The sequence below is a fragment of the Streptococcus equinus genome (assembly GCF_049393805.1).
Classification (GTDB): domain Bacteria; phylum Bacillota; class Bacilli; order Lactobacillales; family Streptococcaceae; genus Streptococcus; species Streptococcus equinus.
Genome location: NZ_CP185763.1, coordinates 1,285,864 through 1,304,147 on the forward strand (window position 1 = coordinate 1,285,864; position 18,284 = coordinate 1,304,147).

The 18,284-nt window shown below is 37.9% G+C and carries 16 protein-coding genes; 13 read left to right on the forward strand and 3 right to left on the reverse strand.

The window, feature by feature from the left end:
• The first annotated feature begins 40 nt into the window (after positions 1-40).
• From ACN0NP_RS06400 to ACN0NP_RS06435, 8 genes are all read left to right on the forward strand, one after another.
• Positions 41-406, forward strand: a complete 366-nt coding sequence (locus ACN0NP_RS06400) for an Asp23/Gls24 family envelope stress response protein (RefSeq protein WP_003063261.1) — start codon at positions 41-43, stop codon at positions 404-406.
• Positions 406-2,076: a DAK2 domain-containing protein gene (locus tag ACN0NP_RS06405; RefSeq protein WP_423216993.1), complete on the forward strand. Its 1,671-nt coding sequence runs from the start codon at positions 406-408 to the stop codon at positions 2,074-2,076. The genes ACN0NP_RS06400 and ACN0NP_RS06405 overlap by 1 nt, the downstream gene beginning before the upstream one ends.
• Before the next feature lie 190 nt (positions 2,077-2,266).
• Entirely contained in the window at positions 2,267-3,988 is a 1,722-nt protein-coding gene (gene ilvD / locus ACN0NP_RS06410) for a dihydroxy-acid dehydratase (RefSeq protein WP_024344753.1), read from the forward strand.
• A gap of 132 nt (positions 3,989-4,120) precedes the next feature.
• Positions 4,121-5,824: an acetolactate synthase large subunit gene (locus ACN0NP_RS06415; protein WP_021141655.1), complete on the forward strand. Its 1,704-nt coding sequence runs from the start codon at positions 4,121-4,123 to the stop codon at positions 5,822-5,824.
• The gene (ilvN, locus tag ACN0NP_RS06420; protein WP_024344754.1) at positions 5,817-6,302 is read left to right on the forward strand and encodes an acetolactate synthase small subunit; all 486 of its coding nucleotides are present in this window, start codon (positions 5,817-5,819) and stop codon (positions 6,300-6,302) included. Before ACN0NP_RS06415 ends, ilvN begins: the two co-directional genes overlap by 8 nt.
• A gap of 69 nt (positions 6,303-6,371) precedes the next feature.
• Positions 6,372-7,394, forward strand: a complete 1,023-nt coding sequence (gene ilvC / locus ACN0NP_RS06425; RefSeq protein ID WP_024344755.1) for a ketol-acid reductoisomerase — start codon at positions 6,372-6,374, stop codon at positions 7,392-7,394.
• Between the two features lie 106 nt (positions 7,395-7,500).
• The gene (gene ilvA / locus ACN0NP_RS06430; RefSeq protein WP_021141658.1) at positions 7,501-8,751 is read left to right on the forward strand and encodes a threonine ammonia-lyase IlvA; all 1,251 of its coding nucleotides are present in this window, start codon (positions 7,501-7,503) and stop codon (positions 8,749-8,751) included.
• A 142-nt stretch (positions 8,752-8,893) separates the two neighbouring features.
• Positions 8,894-9,778: an SPFH domain-containing protein gene (locus ACN0NP_RS06435; protein WP_074484036.1), complete on the forward strand. Its 885-nt coding sequence runs from the start codon at positions 8,894-8,896 to the stop codon at positions 9,776-9,778.
• 82 nt (positions 9,779-9,860) lie between these two features.
• Here the strand turns inward: ACN0NP_RS06435 and ACN0NP_RS06440 are convergent, their stop codons facing one another.
• The 3 genes from ACN0NP_RS06440 to ACN0NP_RS06450 all read right to left on the reverse strand — a co-directional run bounded on the left by ACN0NP_RS06440 (position 9,861) and on the right by ACN0NP_RS06450 (position 12,442).
• Positions 9,861-9,980 carry a putative metal homeostasis protein gene (locus tag ACN0NP_RS06440; protein WP_088775835.1) on the reverse strand — a complete coding sequence of 40 codons (120 nt, stop codon included), beginning with the start codon at positions 9,978-9,980 and terminating at the stop codon, positions 9,861-9,863.
• Positions 9,981-10,130: 150 nt separating this feature from the next.
• Positions 10,131-10,871, reverse strand: a complete 741-nt coding sequence (locus ACN0NP_RS06445; RefSeq protein WP_003067598.1) for an amino acid ABC transporter ATP-binding protein — start codon at positions 10,869-10,871, stop codon at positions 10,131-10,133.
• Positions 10,871-12,442 (reverse strand): ABC transporter permease subunit, encoded by a 1,572-nt coding sequence (locus ACN0NP_RS06450; protein ID WP_021141661.1) that lies wholly within the window; start codon positions 12,440-12,442, stop codon positions 10,871-10,873. Before ACN0NP_RS06450 ends, ACN0NP_RS06445 begins: the two co-directional genes overlap by 1 nt.
• A gap of 136 nt (positions 12,443-12,578) precedes the next feature.
• On the opposite strand from ACN0NP_RS06450, the gene ACN0NP_RS06455 reads away from it, so the two are divergent.
• From ACN0NP_RS06455 to sufC, 5 genes are all read left to right on the forward strand, one after another.
• Complete coding sequence (locus ACN0NP_RS06455) at positions 12,579-14,471, forward strand: DUF2207 family protein (protein ID WP_423216994.1); 1,893 nt, start codon at positions 12,579-12,581, stop codon at positions 14,469-14,471.
• A 51-nt stretch (positions 14,472-14,522) separates the two neighbouring features.
• Positions 14,523-15,362 carry an undecaprenyl-diphosphate phosphatase gene (locus tag ACN0NP_RS06460; RefSeq protein ID WP_024344758.1) on the forward strand — a complete coding sequence of 280 codons (840 nt, stop codon included), beginning with the start codon at positions 14,523-14,525 and terminating at the stop codon, positions 15,360-15,362.
• 102 nt (positions 15,363-15,464) lie between these two features.
• The gene (gene mecA, locus ACN0NP_RS06465) at positions 15,465-16,226 is read left to right on the forward strand and encodes an adaptor protein MecA (protein ID WP_024344759.1); all 762 of its coding nucleotides are present in this window, start codon (positions 15,465-15,467) and stop codon (positions 16,224-16,226) included.
• A gap of 1 nt (position 16,227) precedes the next feature.
• Positions 16,228-17,391, forward strand: coding sequence for a glycosyltransferase family 4 protein (locus ACN0NP_RS06470; RefSeq protein ID WP_021141664.1), 1,164 nt, complete (start codon positions 16,228-16,230; stop codon positions 17,389-17,391).
• Positions 17,392-17,512: 121 nt separating this feature from the next.
• Positions 17,513-18,283: a Fe-S cluster assembly ATPase SufC gene (gene sufC, locus ACN0NP_RS06475; RefSeq protein WP_003067585.1), complete on the forward strand. Its 771-nt coding sequence runs from the start codon at positions 17,513-17,515 to the stop codon at positions 18,281-18,283.
• Position 18,284 lies beyond the last annotated feature (1 nt).

An 18,284-nucleotide genomic window follows, 5' to 3' on the forward strand; every position in this document is an offset into this window, starting at 1 on the left:
ATGGTAAAATAAACTGATTAAAACTTTTGAGGTAGTAAATATGACTGTGAAAATTAATACAAAAGATGGCCAAATTGAGTTATCTGACGACGTAATTGCAACTGTTGTTGGCGGTTCAGCAACAGAAATTTTTGGTGTTGTTGGTATGGCAAGTAAAAGTGCTCTTAAGGATAATTTTCAAGCGCTTCTGCGTAAAGAAAACTACGCAAAAGGTGTTGTTGTCAAATCAACAGAAAGTGGTATTTCAGTCGATGTTTACACAGTAATGTCATATGGTGTAAAAATTTCTGAAGTATCTAAGAACATTCAAGAACGTGTCAAGTTTAATCTTGAAAATCAACTTGGCCTCTCAGCAGACATGGTGAATGTTTACGTACAAAATATTAAAGTTGTAGGAGAAGATTAGTGTCAAATATTACAACAAGTTTATTCCAAGAAATGGTTCAAGCTGCTAGCACTCGTCTTGGAAATCAAGCAGAATATGTAAACTCCCTTAATGTTTTCCCTGTACCAGATGGTGACACAGGAACAAACATGGGAATGACAATTGAAAATGGTGCCAAAGAAGTTGCAGATAAACCTGCATCTACAGTTGGAGAAGTCGGACAAATCCTTTCAAAAGGTCTTTTGATGGGTGCACGTGGTAACTCAGGTGTTATCACATCTCAATTATTCCGTGGATTCGGTCAAGCAATCAAAGATAAAGAAGAATTGACTGGTAAAGACCTTGCTCACGCTTTCCAATCAGGTGTTGAAGTGGCTTATAAAGCTGTTATGAAACCTGTAGAAGGTACTATTTTGACTGTTTCTCGTGGCGCTGCTACAGCTGCTCTTAAAAAAGCAGAAGAAACTGATGACGCTGTTGAAGTTATGCGTGCTGCACTTGAAGGTGCAAAAGGCGCACTTGCTAAAACACCAGAAATGCTTCCTGTTTTGAAAGAAGTTGGTGTTGTCGATTCAGGTGGTCAAGGTTTAGTCTTCATTTATGAAGGTTTCTTATCTGCTTTGACTGGTGAATACATTGCTTCTGAAGATTTCAAAGCAACTCCAGCGGTTATGACAGAAATGATTAACGCTGAACACCACAAATCTGTAGCTGAACACGTTGCAACTGAAGATATCAAATACGGTTACTGTACTGAAATCATGGTTGCTCTCAAACAAGGTCCTACTTACGTAAAAGAATTTAACTACGATGAATTCCAAGGATTCTTGGGTGGTCTAGGTGATTCACTTATCCTTGTTAACGACGATGAAATTGCTAAAGTTCACGTCCACACAGAAGATCCAGGTTTAGTCCTTCAAGAAGGTCTAAAATATGGTGCTCTTAAAAAAGTTAAAGTTGATAACATGCGTAACCAACATGATGCTGTTCTTGAAAAAGACCAAGCTCAAGCTGCAGCTGCTAGCAAAGAAGTAAAAGACTTTGCAATTGTTGCTGTATGTGCTGGTGATGGCTTAGCTGATATCTTCAAATCACAAGGTGTTGACTACGTTATCTCAGGTGGTCAAACAATGAATCCATCTACAGAAGATATCGTTAAAGCAATTGAAGCTGTTAATGCTAAAAATGTTATCATCTTGCCAAACAACAAAAACATCTTCATGGCTGCACAATCAGCAGCAGAAGTGTCTGAAGTACCAGCCGCAGTTGTTGAAACACGTACTGTACCTCAAGGATTTACAAGCTTGCTAGCTTTCAACCCAACTCAATCATTAGAAGAAAACGTTGAAGCTATGACTGCTAGTCTTTCTGATGTTGTTAGTGGTAGTGTGACACTTGCTGTTCGTGATACTTCTATCGACGGTCTTGAAATCCACAAAGATGATAACCTTGGTATGGTTGATGGTAAAATCGTGGTTTCAAACCCAGACATGACAGCTACTTTGAAAGAAACATTCGCTAAAATGATCGACGAAGATAGCGAAATTGTCACTATCTACGTTGGTGAAGAAGGAAATCAAGAATTGGCTGAAGAAATGGCTGATTACCTTGAATCAACTTACGATGACGTTGAAGTTGAAATTCACGAAGGTAAACAACCAGTTTATCCATACTTGATGAGTGTTGAATAGTATAGTATTTAATAAAAGATAAAAGAAAGCATTTCGGTGCTTTCTTTTTTTGTCTTCACAAAGAAAAAGTGTCAATTAAACATCTAATAGAAAGAAAATTGTTAACTAACAAAATTTTCTGAAAATTACTTGACTTTATTTTTTAAAGTGTTAACATGGTGTGTAAGATTTAATTGATAGGAGAAAACTGATGAGAAGTGACATGATTAAGGTAGGTGTGGATAAAGCACCAGCCCGTGGTCTTCTTTATGCAACCGGGCAAGTAAAATCTGCTAAAGACATGCAAAAACCATTTATCGCAATTTGTAATTCTTATATTGATATTGTCCCTGGACATGTTCATTTGCGTGAATTGGCAGATGTCGCCAAGGAAGCTATCCGTGAAATGGGTGGTATTCCTTTTGAGTTCAATACCATTGGTGTAGACGACGGAATTGCTATGGGGCATATTGGGATGCGTTATAGTCTTCCATCTCGTGAAATCATTGCAGATGCTGCTGAAACAGTTATCAATGCACACTGGTTTGACGGTGTTTTCTATATTCCTAACTGCGATAAAATCACACCAGGTATGATTTTAGCTGCACTTCGTACCAATGTACCTGCAGTCTTTTGTTCAGGTGGTCCGATGAAAGGCGGCGTTGATATGACGGGTCACCAAGCAACGCTGTCAAGTCTTTTTGAAGCTGTCGGAACTTATCAAGCTGGTGATATGTCTAAAAAAGAATTAGATTATTTGGAACAAAATGCTTGCCCAACGTGTGGTTCTTGCGCAGGAATGTTCACAGCTAACTCAATGAACTCTCTTATGGAAGTTCTTGGTCTTGCTCTTCCAGGAAATGGTACAGTTCTTGCTGTATCAGACCAACGTCGTGAATTGGTAAGACAAGCAGCAAAACACTTGATGGACAATGTTAAAAATAATTTGCGTCCACGAGATATTATTACAAAAGAAGCTATCGACGATGCCTTTGCACTTGATATGGCTATGGGTGGGTCAACTAACACAGTTCTTCACACACTTGCTATTGCGCGTGAGGCAGGTATTGACTATAACCTTACAGATATCAATGAAATTGCTAAGAAGACACCATATCTTTCTAAAATTGCACCATCAAGCATTTACACGATGCACGATGTTCAAGAAGCAGGTGGTATTTCAGCAATTATCAATCAATTGATTAAAAAAGGAACCATTAAGGGTGATCGCATTACGGTCACTGGTAAGACTCTGAAAGAAAATGTAGCTGGTGCAGAAATTAAAAACGAAGAAATCATTCACCCAATCGAACACCCAATTTCTCCAGTAGGTGGTTTGTCAGTTCTTTATGGAAATATTGCACAAGATGGCGCGGTTATCAAAGTCGGCGGTGTTGATCCTTCTGTTAAGACTTTCCGAGGAAAAGCTATCTGTTGTGATTCTCAAGATGAAGCGCTCGAATTAATTGACAATGGTACCGTTAAAAAAGGACATGTTGTCGTGATTCGTTATGAAGGTCCTCAAGGTGGTCCTGGTATGCCTGAAATGCTTGCGCCAACGTCTAAAATTGTTGGACGTGGTCTTGGTAAAGATGTTGCTCTTATCACAGATGGACGTTTTTCTGGAGCTACACGTGGTATTGCAATTGGTCACGTATCGCCAGAAGCAGCAGAAGGTGGAAATATCGCACTTATTGAAGATGGTGATGAAATCTATATTGATTTGACTAATCGTACGATTGATTTGATTGTTGATGATGATACTTTAGCAGAACGCCGTAAACATTTGAAACCATTTAAATCAAAAATTTCTAGTGGTTGGTTGCGCCGTTATACAGCCTTTGCTTCATCTGCCAACTTTGGTGGTTCAATGATGACTCAAGAAGAGTTTGAAGAACGCAAAGCGGAACGCGAAAGCCAAGATAAAAAGTAAAGTTAAAAATAATTTGTGAAAGTTAGCATTTTATTGCTACTTTTACTTGCTTTATTTTTTTTAAATGTTATCATAGATATAACTTGTTTGAATTTTTAGATAATTCAAAATATATAGAAAAAGGAGGAGCTCGTGAATCAGATTAGATTAGAAGAACCCAAAAATGGATCAGAGTTATTATTGGAAACCTTGGCTAGTCTAGGAATTGATACAATTTTTGGCTACCCAGGTGGGGCAGTCTTACCACTTTATGATGCGATTTATAATTTTGAGGGTATCCGTCATATTCTGTCACGTCATGAGCAAGGTGCCCTCCATGAAGCGGAAGGTTATGCCAAATCAACTGGTAAGCTTGGCGTTGCGATTGTAACAAGCGGACCTGGTGCGACAAATGCCATTACTGGAATTGCTGATGCGATGAGTGACAGTGTTCCATTGCTTGTTTTCACTGGTCAAGTTGGTATGCCAGGTATCGGTAAAGATGCTTTCCAAGAAGCCGATATTATCGGTATTACGATGCCGATTACAAAATATAATTATCAGATCCGTGATGTAGCAGATGTTCCACGCATTGTGACGGAAGCTGTTCACATTGCGACAACTGGTCGACCTGGACCGGTTGTGATTGACCTTCCGAAAAATATTTCGGCAACTAAAACATCATTTTATTATGATCCGACGGTTAACCTTCCAAGTTATCAACCAACCATTGAACCAAATCTTTTACAGGTTAAAAAGATTTTAACGCAGCTGAAGAAAGCAAAACGTCCACTGATTATTGCTGGTGGCGGAGTGAATTACTCTGGGGCATCTGAGGAGTTAATCGCTTTTGCAGAGCGTTATAACATTCCTGTTGTTTCAACATTGCTGAGTTTAGGGGTTATGCCAATCAATCATCCACTTTCTTTGGGAATGGGGGGCATGCATGGATCGTATGCATCAAATATGGCTCTGACACAGTGTGATTTCATGATTAACTTTGGGTCGCGCTTTGCTGATCGTTTAACAGGAAATCCCAAAACATTTGCTAAAAAAGCAGTTGTTGCTCATGTTGATATTGACCCAGCAGAGATTGGAAAAGTGGTCAAAACACAGATTCCGATTGTTGGTGATGCCAAGCGCACTTTACAAATTCTTCTTGATGAAGATGAGGTCAAGACGCGTCACGATAATTGGACAGATTCTGTTCTTGCTAATAAAGCGAAAGCGCCATTTAGTTATGATTTTGATGAGTCGGTGATTAAGCCACAACATGCTATTGCAACGATTGGTAAAGTCACTGATGGTGATGCGATTGTTGTTACAGACGTTGGTCAACACCAAATGTGGACAGCACAATTTTACCCTTACAAAAATGAACGACAGTTGATTACATCTGGAGGACTCGGCACAATGGGATTTGGTATTCCAGCTGCAATTGGTGCCAAGTTAGCTAATCCTGATAAAGAAGTCATTCTTTTTGTTGGTGATGGTGGTTTCCAAATGACAAACCAAGAACTAGCTTTGTTAAATGGTTACGGTGTTCCGATTAAAGTAGTTCTGGTTAATAACCATTCACTTGGTATGGTTCGTCAATGGCAAGAGTCGTTTTACGATGAGCATCGAAGCGAGTCAACCTTTGATGATGAACCAAATTTCCAAATGATGGCTGAAGCTTATGGTATTACGCATTATAAGTTCACCAATCCAAACACATTAGAAGAAGACTTGAAGGTCATTACCGAAAATAAACCGATGCTAATTGAACTGGCAATTTCAGATCGTGAACAAGTTTATCCGATGGTACCATCAGGAAAATCAAATAGTGAGATGTTGGGGGTGAAGTTCAATGCGTAGAATGTTAACAGCTAAACTTCAAAATTCAACAGGTGTTCTCAATCGCTTTACTGGCGTCCTGTCACGAAGGCAGGTTAATATTGAGTCTATATCAGTTGGGCAGACAATGGAACCAAATGTTTCTCGCATTACGATTATTATTGATGTTGAGAATTTGGAAGAAGTTGAGCAAATCATTAAACAACTTAATCGTTTGATTGATGTGCTTCGCATTCGTGATATCACTGATATTCCGCATTTGGAACGCGAAGTAATTTTGGTTAAGGTGACAGCTCCGACAAGTAAACGTGCTGAAATCTTAGCTGTTATTCAACCATTCCGAGCGAGTGTTGTTGATGTGGCACCAAAATCAATTACCATTCAAGTAACAGGTGATGGTGATAAGATTGATGCTTTACTTCGTGTCGTTAAGCCTTATGGCATTCAAAATCTTGCTCGCACAGGTGCAACAGGATTTTCAAGAGATTTTTCTTGTTAAAATACTTAAATTAGTTAACATTTGCCTTACTCAGGCAGTTAAAATAAAAATAGAAAAGAGATATTTATTATGGCAGTAACAATGGAATACGAAAAAGATGTAAAAGTAGCAGCTCTTGATGGTAAAAAAATTGCCGTTATCGGTTATGGATCACAAGGTCATGCTCATGCTCAAAACTTGCGTGACTCAGGTCACGATGTTATCATTGGGGTTCGCCATGGTAAATCATTCGACAAAGCAAAAGAAGATGGTTTCGAAACATATGAAGTAGCTGAAGCAACAAAACTTGCTGATGTTATCATGGTTTTGGCACCAGATGAAATCCAAGCAAAACTTTATGCTGAAGAAATTGCACCAAACCTTGAAGCAGGTAATGCACTTGGTTTTGCTCATGGTTTCAATATCCGTTTTGAATATATTAAAGCTCCAGAAACAGTAGATGTCTTCATGTGTGCTCCTAAAGGTCCAGGTCACCTTGTACGCCGTACTTACACTGAAGGATTTGGTGTGCCAGCACTTTACGCTGTTTATCAAGATGCTACTGGTAATGCTAAAGACATCGCAATGGACTGGTCTAAAGGTATCGGTGCTGCGCGTGTTGGACTTCTTGAAACTACATTCAAAGAAGAAACTGAAGAAGATTTGTTCGGTGAACAAGCAGTTCTTTGTGGTGGTTTGACTGCCCTTATCGAAGCAGGTTTTGAAGTTCTTACTGAAGCAGGCTATGCTCCAGAATTGGCTTACTTCGAAGTTCTTCATGAAATGAAACTTATCGTTGACCTTATTTACGAAGGTGGCTTCAAGAAAATGCGTCAATCAATTTCAAATACAGCTGAATTTGGTGACTATGTTTCAGGTCCACGTGTCATCACTAAAGATGTTAAAGAAAACATGAAAGCCGTTCTTGCTGATATTCAATCAGGTAAATTTGCTGAAGAATTTGTAAGCGACTATAAAGCTGGTCGTCCAAAACTTGAAGCTTATCGTAAAGAAGCTGCAGAACTTGAAATTGAAAAAGTGGGTGCAGAACTTCGTAAAGCGATGCCTTTTGTTAACCAAAATGATGACGATGCATTCAAAATTTATAACTAATTTTTGAAGAAATCTACTTATAAAAGGCCGATGTTAGTCATCGGTTTTTTATCTATTAATCAGCCATTTGTCATATAAAATATTTAAATATTAGAAGAGGTAGTTTATGATCTTAGCTAAGGATGTTGTTGACGCCTATGACGTCTTGAAAGATGTTGTTGAGCGTACACCCCTAGATTTTGACCGTTATTTATCGGAAAAATATGGTGCAACTGTTTATCTTAAACGAGAAAATATGCAGAAAGTGCGTTCGTTTAAAATTCGTGGAGCTTATTATGCTATTCATCAGTTGTCAGATGAAGATAAGAAACGTGGTGTTGTCTGTGCTTCAGCAGGTAACCACGCTCAAGGTGTGGCATTTACTTGTCATGAAATGAAAATTCCAGCAACAATTTTTATGCCTGTAACAACTCCTCAGCAAAAAATTGGGCAAGTCAAGTTCTTCGGTGGTCCTTACGTGACAATCAAGTTAGTTGGTGATACTTTTGATGCTTCGGCTCAAGCTGCTCAAGAATTTACGAAGTCAGAAGGAATGACTTTTATTGATCCATTTGATGATGATGACGTCCAAGCAGGACAAGGAACTGTGGCATATGAGATTTATGAACAAGCTCAAGAAGAAGGCGTAACGTTTGATAATATTTTTGTTCCAGTTGGTGGCGGCGGATTAATTTCGGGTGTTGCAACCTACATTAAGGACGTTGCTCCAGAAATTGAAGTTGTTGGTGTTGAGGCATCAGGTGCAAGAAGCATGCGCGCAGCATTTGACAAAGGCCATCCTGTAAAATTGGAAGAAATTGATAAATTCGCTGATGGTATTGCAGTGCAAAAAGTTGGTGACAAGACTTTTGAAATTGCTCGAAAATACGTAGATAAATTAGTTGGTGTTGATGAGGGGTTGATCTCAGAGACTTTGATTGATATGTACTCAAAACAAGGAATCATCGCTGAACCAGCAGGAGCTTCTTCAATTGCAGCTCTTGAAGTTATGAAAGATGATATCAAAGGTAAGACAGTCGTTTGTATCATTTCTGGCGGTAATAATGACATCAATCGTATGCAAGAAATGGAAGAACGTGCTCTCATCTATGATGGCGTCAAACATTATTTTGTGGTTAATTTCCCACAACGTCCAGGAGCTTTACGTGAATTTGTCAATAATATCTTAGGTCCAAATGATGATATCACGCGATTTGAATACATCAAACGTGCTAACAAAGGGACAGGACCAGTACTTATTGGGATAACTTTAGGGGATAAAAATGATTATTCGGCTTTTATTGATCGATTATCTGGTTTTGATCCTTCATACATCAACCTTCACGGAAATGAAAGCCTCTATAATCTACTAGTCTGATAAGATGTTTTCTTAGAATAATTTTAATAAGCTAAACTAGCTGGGTTTTATGACTCAGCTAGTTTTTTATGATTTTGCTTGACTTTTTAGAGAAATAAAATATAATTGTATTAACCTATGGGTACAAGAAAGGGGATTTTATATGTTTTTGATTATTTTTGTACTTGTGTTGCTACTTGTTTTGAGTATTGTTGCAAGTACACTATATGTTGTTCGTCAACAAACTGTTGCTATCATCGAACGTTTTGGAAAATATCAAACAACGTCTACTAGTGGGATTCATATTCGCTTGCCATTTGGCATTGATAAAATTGCTGCGCGTATTCAATTGCGTCTTTTGCAATCTGAAATTGTTGTAGAAACTAAGACTAAAGACAATGTTTTTGTCACTCTAAACGTTGCTACACAGTACCGTGTTAATGAGCAAAATGTCACTGATGCTTATTACAAACTTATGCGTCCTGAAGCTCAAATTAAATCATATATTGAAGACGCACTTCGTTCATCTGTTCCAAAACTTACTTTGGATGAATTATTTGAGAAAAAAGATGAAATTGCCTTGGAAGTTCAACACCAAGTGGCTGAAGAAATGTCTACATATGGTTATATCATCGTGAAAACATTGATTACGAAGGTTGAACCTGATGCCGAAGTCAAACAATCAATGAACGAAATCAATGCTGCTCAACGTAAACGTGTAGCTGCTCAAGAATTGGCAAATGCTGATAAAATTAAGATTGTCACAGCAGCAGAAGCTGAGGCAGAAAAAGATCGTCTTCATGGTGTTGGTATCGCCCAACAACGTAAAGCCATTGTTGATGGTTTAGCCGAATCTATTCAAGAGTTAAAAGATGCCAATGTAGGTATGACTGAAGAACAAATCATGTCAATCTTGCTAACTAACCAATATCTTGATACTTTGAATACTTTTGCTGCTAACGGTAATCAAACACTCTTCTTGCCAAATCATCCAGAAGGTATTGAAGATATTCGCACACAAATTTTGTCATCATTGAAAACTAAATAATAAAAAATTCCCTATTGCAGACGGAAGGAATCGCAATAGGGAATTTTTTGTCTGGCGTTTTTGTTAGGGATTAAAATAGGAGTTACATGTTTCTTTTATATCTTTTATGTTCATGGATTATTTTCAGAGCACGTTTTCGTGTTTTGATATTAGGGCTTTTAAGTCTGCGATATGCAGATGCTAAATCAGTTTTTTCGGCCATTCCAACCTCCTTAAAATAGATTTATTAACGTTAACATGGGTAGTATATCACAAAATACTTAACCGGTAAAGTATTTGCTGTATTATTCTGAAAAATGAATTTTTTGACATCAAAAAACAACCTTCTTTTTAAAAAGGTTGTTTTTGATGATTATTTCAAGAAACGTTGTAAGAATACTTTTGTACGATCTTGTTGTGGGTTTTCAAAGATTTGTTGAGGTGTACCTTCTTCAGCGATAACCCCTTTATCCATGAAGATAACACGGTCTGAAACTTCTTTAGCGAATTCCATTTCGTGTGTTACGATAATCATTGTTAGACCTGATTTAGCGAGGTCTTGCATTGTTTTAAGAACTTCACCAACCATTTCTGGGTCAAGGGCTGAAGTAGGTTCGTCAAACAACATTGCTTCAGGATTGACAGACAATGCACGTGCGATAGCTACACGTTGTTTTTGTCCACCAGAAAGTTGTTTTGGTTTTGCTTTCCAGTATTGCTCAGTCATACCAACTTTTGTAAGGTTTTCTTTAGCGATTTTTTCAGCTTCGCTGCGAGAACGTTTCAAAACAGTTGTTTGTGCAACAATGGCATTTTCAAGAACATTTAAGTTTTCAAAAAGGTTAAATGATTGGAAAACCATTCCGAGTTTTTCACGGTATTCTGTCAAGTTGTAATCTTTTTCGAGAACGTTTTGGCCGTGGAAAAGAATTTCTCCAGCAGTTGGGTCTTCTAAAAGATTGATAGAACGTAGGAATGTTGATTTCCCTGAACCTGATGAACCAATGATAGAAATAACTTCACCTTTATTAACAGAAAGTGAAATATCTTTTAGGACTTCATTTTGTCCGTAAGATTTTTTTAGGTGTTTAATTTCAATGATAGGTTGAGACATTATTTCACCTCTTTCGTTTGGTTTTGGTTAGCACCAGTTGTATAAGTGTCAGCATCGAAGCGACGTTCGATGAAGCGCAAGATGCGTGTCACTGTAAAGGTGAGAACAAAGTAGATAATCGCGATAATAGTGAATGTTTGGAAGTATTGATATGTTTGTGTTGCAACGGTATTACCTGAGAAGTAAAGTTCGACAACTGAGATAACATTCAATACTGAAGTGTCTTTAATATTGATGACAAATTCGTTACCAGTTGCTGGCAAGATGTTGCGAACAACTTGAGGAAGAACGATTTTGCGCATTGTTTGACCGTGTGTGAATCCAAGTGCAGTAGCAGCTTCGAACTGACCTTTATCAACAGCGAAGATACCGCCACGAACGATTTCACTCATGTAAGCACCAGTGTTGATTGATACGATGAAGATGGCTGCAATTGTACGGTCGATTGAAATACCGAAGGCTTGAGCAGTACCGTAGTAGATAACCATAGCTTGTACAATCATCGGTGTACCACGGAAGATTTCGATATAAACACTAAGTAACCAGCCAAATGCTTTTTGAAGACCAGCAAGGAATTTGTTGGCAGCTTTTGGAGCTGTGCGGAAGACACCAATCAAAAGACCGATGAAAAGACCAACAACTGTACCAATGATAGAGATGAGAAGTGTGACTCCTGCACCACGTAGGAATTGGCTCCAGTTTTTCTTGAAGATACTCCACATATCTGAGAAGAAATTGCTGTTAGTATTGTCTGAAGAGTTGTCCGCTGGTTGTTTTTCAATCATGTCATCCATGAGAGCTAGGCGGTCATCGTCAGAAATACTAGCTAAAACAGCATTTACTTTTGCAAGGGTTTCAGTATCATTTTTGCGAAGTCCAACTGCGATAGCTGTATCAGATTTAGATGTTGCAAAACCTTTGCCATCTTCAAAGGCAACCATCTTGAAGTCGCTGTTAGCATTTTCGGCAGAGATAGCATCAGGACGTTCAGAAACATAACCATCGATGATACCAGATTCAAGTGCTTGACGCATTTGGTTGAAGTCACCCATAGCTGTTTCTTTTGAAACGTCTTTGATTTGGTCAATCAAGTTGTAAAGGTAAACACCTTGTTGAGATGTTAATTTTGCACCGGCAAAGTCTTTGAGTGAAGTGGCTTGTGCAAAATCACCTTTTTTAGAAACAACGATAACTGGTGAACTTGTATAGTAACTATCTGAGAATGCAATTTCTTTCTTACGTTCAGCTGTAGGACTCATTCCGGCAGCAATCATGTCAATCTTTCCGGAAGTAAGCGCTGGAATTAGTCCTGTCCAAGTAGTTTTGACAACGAGGAGTTCCTTGCCTAAGCTATCTGCTATTTTCTTAGCTATTTGGACATCGTATCCGTTAGCGTACTGGCTAGTTCCTTCGATAGGAACAGCTCCATTAGAATCATCATCTTGTGTCCAGTTAAATGGAGCGTAGGCTGCTTCCATCCCGACACGAAGATATTCGTCAGCTTGTATGCTAGTCATTCCTCCAAAGAGAAGAAGAAGGGCTGCAAAACAACTTAAAAGTAACTTTTTCATTTAAGACTCCTGTCTATTCTTGTACCTTACCATTTTACATGAAATGGGTCTTGATTTCAACACGATAAGCCTTAAAATAGAATATTTATACAATATATTATGATAAAATAGTGTTGTGAGAAAGGAGTAGGAGATCATGAAAAAATTAAGATTATTTTTGATTGCCATCGTCGCATTTTTGGGATTGGCTATACCTGTCATTGCTGATAGTGATGTAGACTATAGTGTTAGCGATTACGATGGTGTTTTGACAATTCATGACGATAATACAGCTGATTTTTATCAGACAATTACTTATGATTTTGATTCATCGTATAATGGGCAGATTGTGACACTTGGTGAGGCTGGGCATATGCCAGATGGTTTTACTGTTGATAAGAATCCAGAAATTTCTGCGCAAGTTAACGGTGTTGATAAGACTGTTCGTTCTGAGATTAAAGACCTTGGTGATGGTTATCAGGTGAAAATCTATAATTCAGGAAGGAGCGGCGATATTGTCGTTGTTAAATTGCATTGGAAGTTGGCAAATCTGTTATTCCCGTATCAGGATGTTGCTGAGTTAAACTGGGTGCCAATCAGTGATTGGGATGAAACTTTAAAACATGTGACTTTTACAGTGACAACAGATAAGCAAACTTCTAACCGCAAGCTTTGGGCACATAGAGGTTACTTAAAATCAACCCTTGTAAAAAAACAAGCTGATGGTTACCAGATTACAGCTAGCTATGTAGATGGTAAATTAGAATTGCATGCTTATTGGGATAAAGATATATTGACTACTCCTGCGACTTTAGCAGGCAAGAAAAAAGCAGCAATTATTAAGCAAGAACAAAAGATTGCTAGAAAAACTCAATTGTTGAAAACGACTCTGTTTTATGTTGTTCCATCAATCATTGGGGTTATGATTGTTTCAGCTGGTGTTCTTTTCTTTATGGGAAATCAAACAGCTAAAGCACATGAGAAGTTTAGTCGAGATATCCGTTCTTATGAGGCACCAGAAGATTGGTCACCGTTATTAGTGATGCAGTATATATATGATGCAGATTTAGAAGATACGGATACTAAGGGAAGCTCAATTCCACAGAAATTTAAATTTGAAACAGCTATGCAGGCAACTTTGCTTGATTTGATAGACCGTAAAATCATTACAGCTGAGGACCAAGAGTTGACTTGTCACCCAGATAAACCAATGACAAAATATGAGGCTGAAGTTCTTGATATGGCATTTGGTAAGAGAAAAACGGTGAAAATTGAAGATTTGTTTTCGGATTATCGTTTTGATGATGATTTGGTTGACAGTTACAAGAAGAAATACAAAGGTCACACATTGGAAGCAAAACTAAACAAGCTCGGCGATGATTTTAACGACCGTTATCTAGGAAAACTTGAGAAAATCACTGGTTTAGTTGATAAAGAAATTTCACAAAAAGCATTACCAGCGATTCGTGAAGATTTGCCTGATGGAGCTGCAAAGAAATTTGAATATGCTAAAGGTCTTTTGTTTATTTCATTACTACCAATTGTTGTTGGTTTAGTTTATCTAATCTTTAACTTAAACCTTGCTTTTCTTGGCTATGGATTCTTGTTGCTTTTGGTAATCTTGAGTTTAGTTGTAGTTATAAGAAAAGCTGATTATTATGATGTTCACGGAGCGATAACAGCTGAGGGACAAGAACGTATTCAATCTTGGATTAGTTTTACCAACATGATGCGTGATATCAATAAATTTGACAAAGTTGATTGGCAAGGAGTCATTGTTTGGAATCGAATCTTAGTGTATGCGACATTGTTTGGCTATGCTAAGCAAGTTCAAAAATATCTTGCAATTCATGATATTAAACTCGCAAGCGAAGCAGCTTATATGGTTGACTCTGAACTTGGCTATCTAATCGGTATGCAAACGCATCAACTAGGACTTGCTAGTCACAGTGCTGATTCAGCATCGAATTTTTCTGTTTCATCTGGTAGTTCAGGAACTAGTGGCGGCTTCTCCGGCGGTGGAGGCGGCGGAGGCGGCGGAGCGTTTTAAAATGCAGCCAAATCTGCTATAATTGAGGAGATATTAAATTAAGGAGAGCTTATGTTATTTTTCGAACTACTAAAGGCTATCTTTTTGGGGATAGTTGAGGGAATTACAGAGTGGTTGCCTGTGTCAAGTACAGGACACTTGATTTTGGTTCAAGAGTTTATCAAATTGAATCAAGATAAGGCATTTTTGGATATGTTCAACATTGTTATCCAATTGGGAGCAATCTTGGCTGTTATTGTGATTTACTTTAAGCGTTTGAATCCATTTCAACCTGGAAAAACAGCGCGTGAAGTTCAATTGACTTGGCAGCTTTGGTTGAAGGTTGTGATTGCATGTATTCCATCGATTTTGATTGCAGTGCCATTTGATGACTGGTTTGAAGCGCATTTCAATTACATGATTCCGATTGCGATTGCTTTGATTGTTTACGGGATTGCATTCATTTGGATTGAAAAACGTAATGCAAATGTTGAGCCTGAAGTGACTGACCTTGCTCGTATGCCTTATTTGACTGCGTTTTGGATTGGTTGCTTCCAAGTTCTTAGTATCGTACCGGGAACAAGCCGTTCAGGTGCAACTATCTTAGGTGCCATTATTGTGGGAACAAGTCGTTCAGTTGCTGCTGATTTCACATTCTTCCTCGCAATTCCAACTATGTTTGGTTACAGTGGTTTGAAAGCTGTTAAGTTCTTCTTAGATGGTAACGTGCTTAACTTCAGTCAATTCTTGATTTTAATGGTAGCAAGTGTGACAGCATTCCTTGTCAGCTTGTATGTTATCCGCTTCTTGACTGATTATGTTAAAAAACATGACTTCACTGTCTTTGGTAAGTACCGTATTGTTTTGGGTACGATTCTTATCCTCTACAGTATTGTTAAATTTATCTTTTAAAATAGCAGCAGTCCGTGTCAGGACTGCTTTTTGTGACCAATAAATTGAAAAAACATGACTTTTCTTGTATAATAAAATGACTACTCGTGCGAGGTATATAGTATGGAAATGAAACAGATTAGCGAGACAACGCTAAAAATAACGATTAGTATGGAAGATTTAGAAGAACGAGGAATGGAGTTAAAAGACTTTTTGATTCCGCAAGAAAAGACAGAAGAGTTCTTCTATTCAGTAATGGATGAGTTAGATTTACCAGATAATTTCAAAGATAGCGGCATGCTTAGTTTTCGTGTGACACCACGTAAAGACCGTCTTGATGTATTTGTCACAAAATCAGAAATTAACAAAGATATCAATTTTGAAGATTTAGCTGCATTTGACGATGTGTCTAATATGTCACCAGAAGAATTCTTTAAAACGCTAGAACAAACGATGATGGCTAAAGGTGACACTGAAGCTCATGAAAAATTAGGTAAAATTGAAGAAATGATGGAAGGTGCTGTTGAAGAAGTCTTGACAGAGAACGCTAAGCAAGCAGATACAGAACCTGAAGAAGATGTAAAACCATCTGATTATGTTCATTACGTCTTAGATTTTCCAAGTTTAGAAGCAACAGTTGCTTTTTCTAAAGCGATTGATTTTCCTGTGGAAGCTTCTGAACTTTACAAGATGGACGGCGCTTATTACATGACAATTTTGCTTGATTTGCAGAACCAACCTTCTTATTATGCAAATTTGATGTATGCCCGTATGTTAGAATACGCTGGCGCTGGTACAAAAACTCGTGCTTACTTGCAAGAGCACGCAGTTGAATTGTTGACGGATGATGCCGTTGCAAAATTAAAAATGATTGAGTTGGTATAGTATGGCACCCTTTACAATTGAATATGTTTTAGTTTTAATTGGCGCATTTTTATTGTCACTATTCTTGACGCCAATTGTTCGTTTTATTGCTTTTCGTGTTGGTGCCGTAGATAAACCAAATGCTCGTAGGGTTAATGAAGTCCCTATGCCAAGTAGCGGTGGAGTTGCGATTTTTCTATCTTTCTTGGTTTCTTCGTTGATCTTTATGCCAATGGTATTAAAAGAGCCAATTTGGACAATTTCGTACTTTAATTATGTTTTACCAGTTGTCATTGGTGGATTCATTATTACGGCGACTGGATTTATTGATGATATTTATGAATTAAAACCCAAAACAAAAATGCTGGGTATTATTCTTGGTGCTGTTATTGTTTGGGCATTTACGGATTTCCGCTTTGATAGTTTTAAAATTCCATTTGGAGGACCACTGTTAGAATTTAATTCTGTTGTGACCTTCTTCTTAACAGTTTTTTGGATTATTGCTATCACTAATGCGATGAATCTGATTGATGGCTTAGATGGTTTGGTGAGTGGTGTCTCAATCATTAGCCTTATCACGATGGCTTTGGTATCGTATTTCTTTTTACCACAAACTGATTTTTATCTAACATTAACAATCCTACTGTTGATTGCTTGTATTGCAGGATTTTTCCCATATAACTACAATCCAGCGATTATTTATCTTGGTGATGCAGGAGCTCTTTTCATTGGATTTATGATTGGGGTCTTGTCTCTTCAAGGATTGAAAAATTCAACAGCAGTTGCAGTAGTGACACCGGTGATTATTCTTGGTGTGCCAATTTTAGATACGACAGTTGCAATTATTCGTCGTAAATTATCTGGACGTCCTGTGACTGAAGCAGATAAGATGCACTTGCACCATCGTCTGTTGGCTATGGGATTCACACACCGCGGTGCTGTTTTAGTCGTTTATGGCATTGCGATTCTCTTTTCATTGATTGCACTTTTACTTAACGTTTCTAGCCGTTTAGGTGGAGTACTTTTGATGATTGGTTTAGCATTTGCATTAGAAGTCTTTATCGAAGGACTTGAAATTTGGGGAGTTGGACGTACACCGCTTTTTGATGTTTTGAAATTTATCGGAAACAGTGATTACCGTCAGGCAACCATGCTAAAATGGAAAAACCGTAAAAATAACAAATAATAAGTGATTGAAAAGCCTACTATGGCTTTTTTTTGATATAATGATTAATAACCCTATAGAACTGCGGTAATTTTCAGAAAAAAGTTACTGCCGCATTTATTTAAATTGGAGGAATGTACACATGTCTGTACTTGAAATAAAAAATCTTCATGTTTCAATTGAAGATAAAGAAATTCTTAAGGGTGTCAATCTAACTCTTAAGACAGGAGAAATTGCTGCGATTATGGGTCCTAACGGGACTGGTAAATCAACGCTTTCAGCTGCTATCATGGGAAATCCAAACTATGAGGTTACTCAGGGTGAAATTTTACTAGATGGCGAAAATATTCTCGACCTTGAAGTCGATGAACGTGCTCGCCTTGGACTATTTCTTGCTATGCAATACCCAGCTGAAATTCCTGGAATCACAAATGCTGAGTTTATTCGTGCAGCTATGAATGCTGGAAAAGAAGATGACGAAAAAATTTCTGTCATGGACTTCATCACAAAATTGGATGAAAAAATGGAATTTCTCGGTATGAAAGAAGAAATGGCAGAGCGTTACCTTAACGAAGGTTTCTCAGGTGGTGAAAAGAAACGTAATGAAATTCTTCAACTGTTGATGTTGGAACCTAAATTTGCTCTTCTTGATGAAATCGATTCTGGTCTTGATATCGATGCTCTTAAAGTGGTGTCAAAAGGTGTTAATGCCATGCGTGGTGAAAATTTTGGTGCCATGATTATCACTCACTACCAACGTCTTCTTAACTACATTAAACCAGATGTTGTCCATATTATGATGGATGGACGTGTTGTCCTTTCAGGCGGTGAAGAACTTGCTGCACGTCTTGAAAAAGAAGGATATGCAAAAATTGCCGAAGAACTCGGTATTAAATACGAAGAGGAAGTGTAAT

What these genes read in the sequence shown, in the direction of transcription:
- ACN0NP_RS06400 (WP_003063261.1), top strand. Translation starts at nt 41, where the DNA reads ATGACTGTGAAAATTAATACAAAAGATGGCCAAATTGAGTTATCTGAC.
- ACN0NP_RS06455 (WP_423216994.1), top strand. Translation starts at nt 12,579, where the DNA reads ATGAAAAAATTAAGATTATTTTTGATTGCCATCGTCGCATTTTTGGGA.
- ACN0NP_RS06440 (WP_088775835.1), bottom strand. Translation starts at nt 9,980, where the DNA reads ATGGCCGAAAAAACTGATTTAGCATCTGCATATCGCAGACTTAAAAGC.
- ACN0NP_RS06450 (WP_021141661.1), bottom strand. Translation starts at nt 12,442, where the DNA reads ATGAAAAAGTTACTTTTAAGTTGTTTTGCAGCCCTTCTTCTTCTCTTT.
- ilvD (WP_024344753.1), top strand. Translation starts at nt 2,267, where the DNA reads ATGAGAAGTGACATGATTAAGGTAGGTGTGGATAAAGCACCAGCCCGT.
- ACN0NP_RS06445 (WP_003067598.1), bottom strand. Translation starts at nt 10,871, where the DNA reads ATGTCTCAACCTATCATTGAAATTAAACACCTAAAAAAATCTTACGGA.
- sufC (WP_003067585.1), top strand. Translation starts at nt 17,513, where the DNA reads ATGTCTGTACTTGAAATAAAAAATCTTCATGTTTCAATTGAAGATAAA.
- ACN0NP_RS06435 (WP_074484036.1), top strand. Translation starts at nt 8,894, where the DNA reads ATGTTTTTGATTATTTTTGTACTTGTGTTGCTACTTGTTTTGAGTATT.
- ilvC (WP_024344755.1), top strand. Translation starts at nt 6,372, where the DNA reads ATGGCAGTAACAATGGAATACGAAAAAGATGTAAAAGTAGCAGCTCTT.
- ACN0NP_RS06460 (WP_024344758.1), top strand. Translation starts at nt 14,523, where the DNA reads ATGTTATTTTTCGAACTACTAAAGGCTATCTTTTTGGGGATAGTTGAG.
- ilvA (WP_021141658.1), top strand. Translation starts at nt 7,501, where the DNA reads ATGATCTTAGCTAAGGATGTTGTTGACGCCTATGACGTCTTGAAAGAT.
- ilvN (WP_024344754.1), top strand. Translation starts at nt 5,817, where the DNA reads ATGCGTAGAATGTTAACAGCTAAACTTCAAAATTCAACAGGTGTTCTC.
- ACN0NP_RS06470 (WP_021141664.1), top strand. Translation starts at nt 16,228, where the DNA reads ATGGCACCCTTTACAATTGAATATGTTTTAGTTTTAATTGGCGCATTT.
- mecA (WP_024344759.1), top strand. Translation starts at nt 15,465, where the DNA reads ATGGAAATGAAACAGATTAGCGAGACAACGCTAAAAATAACGATTAGT.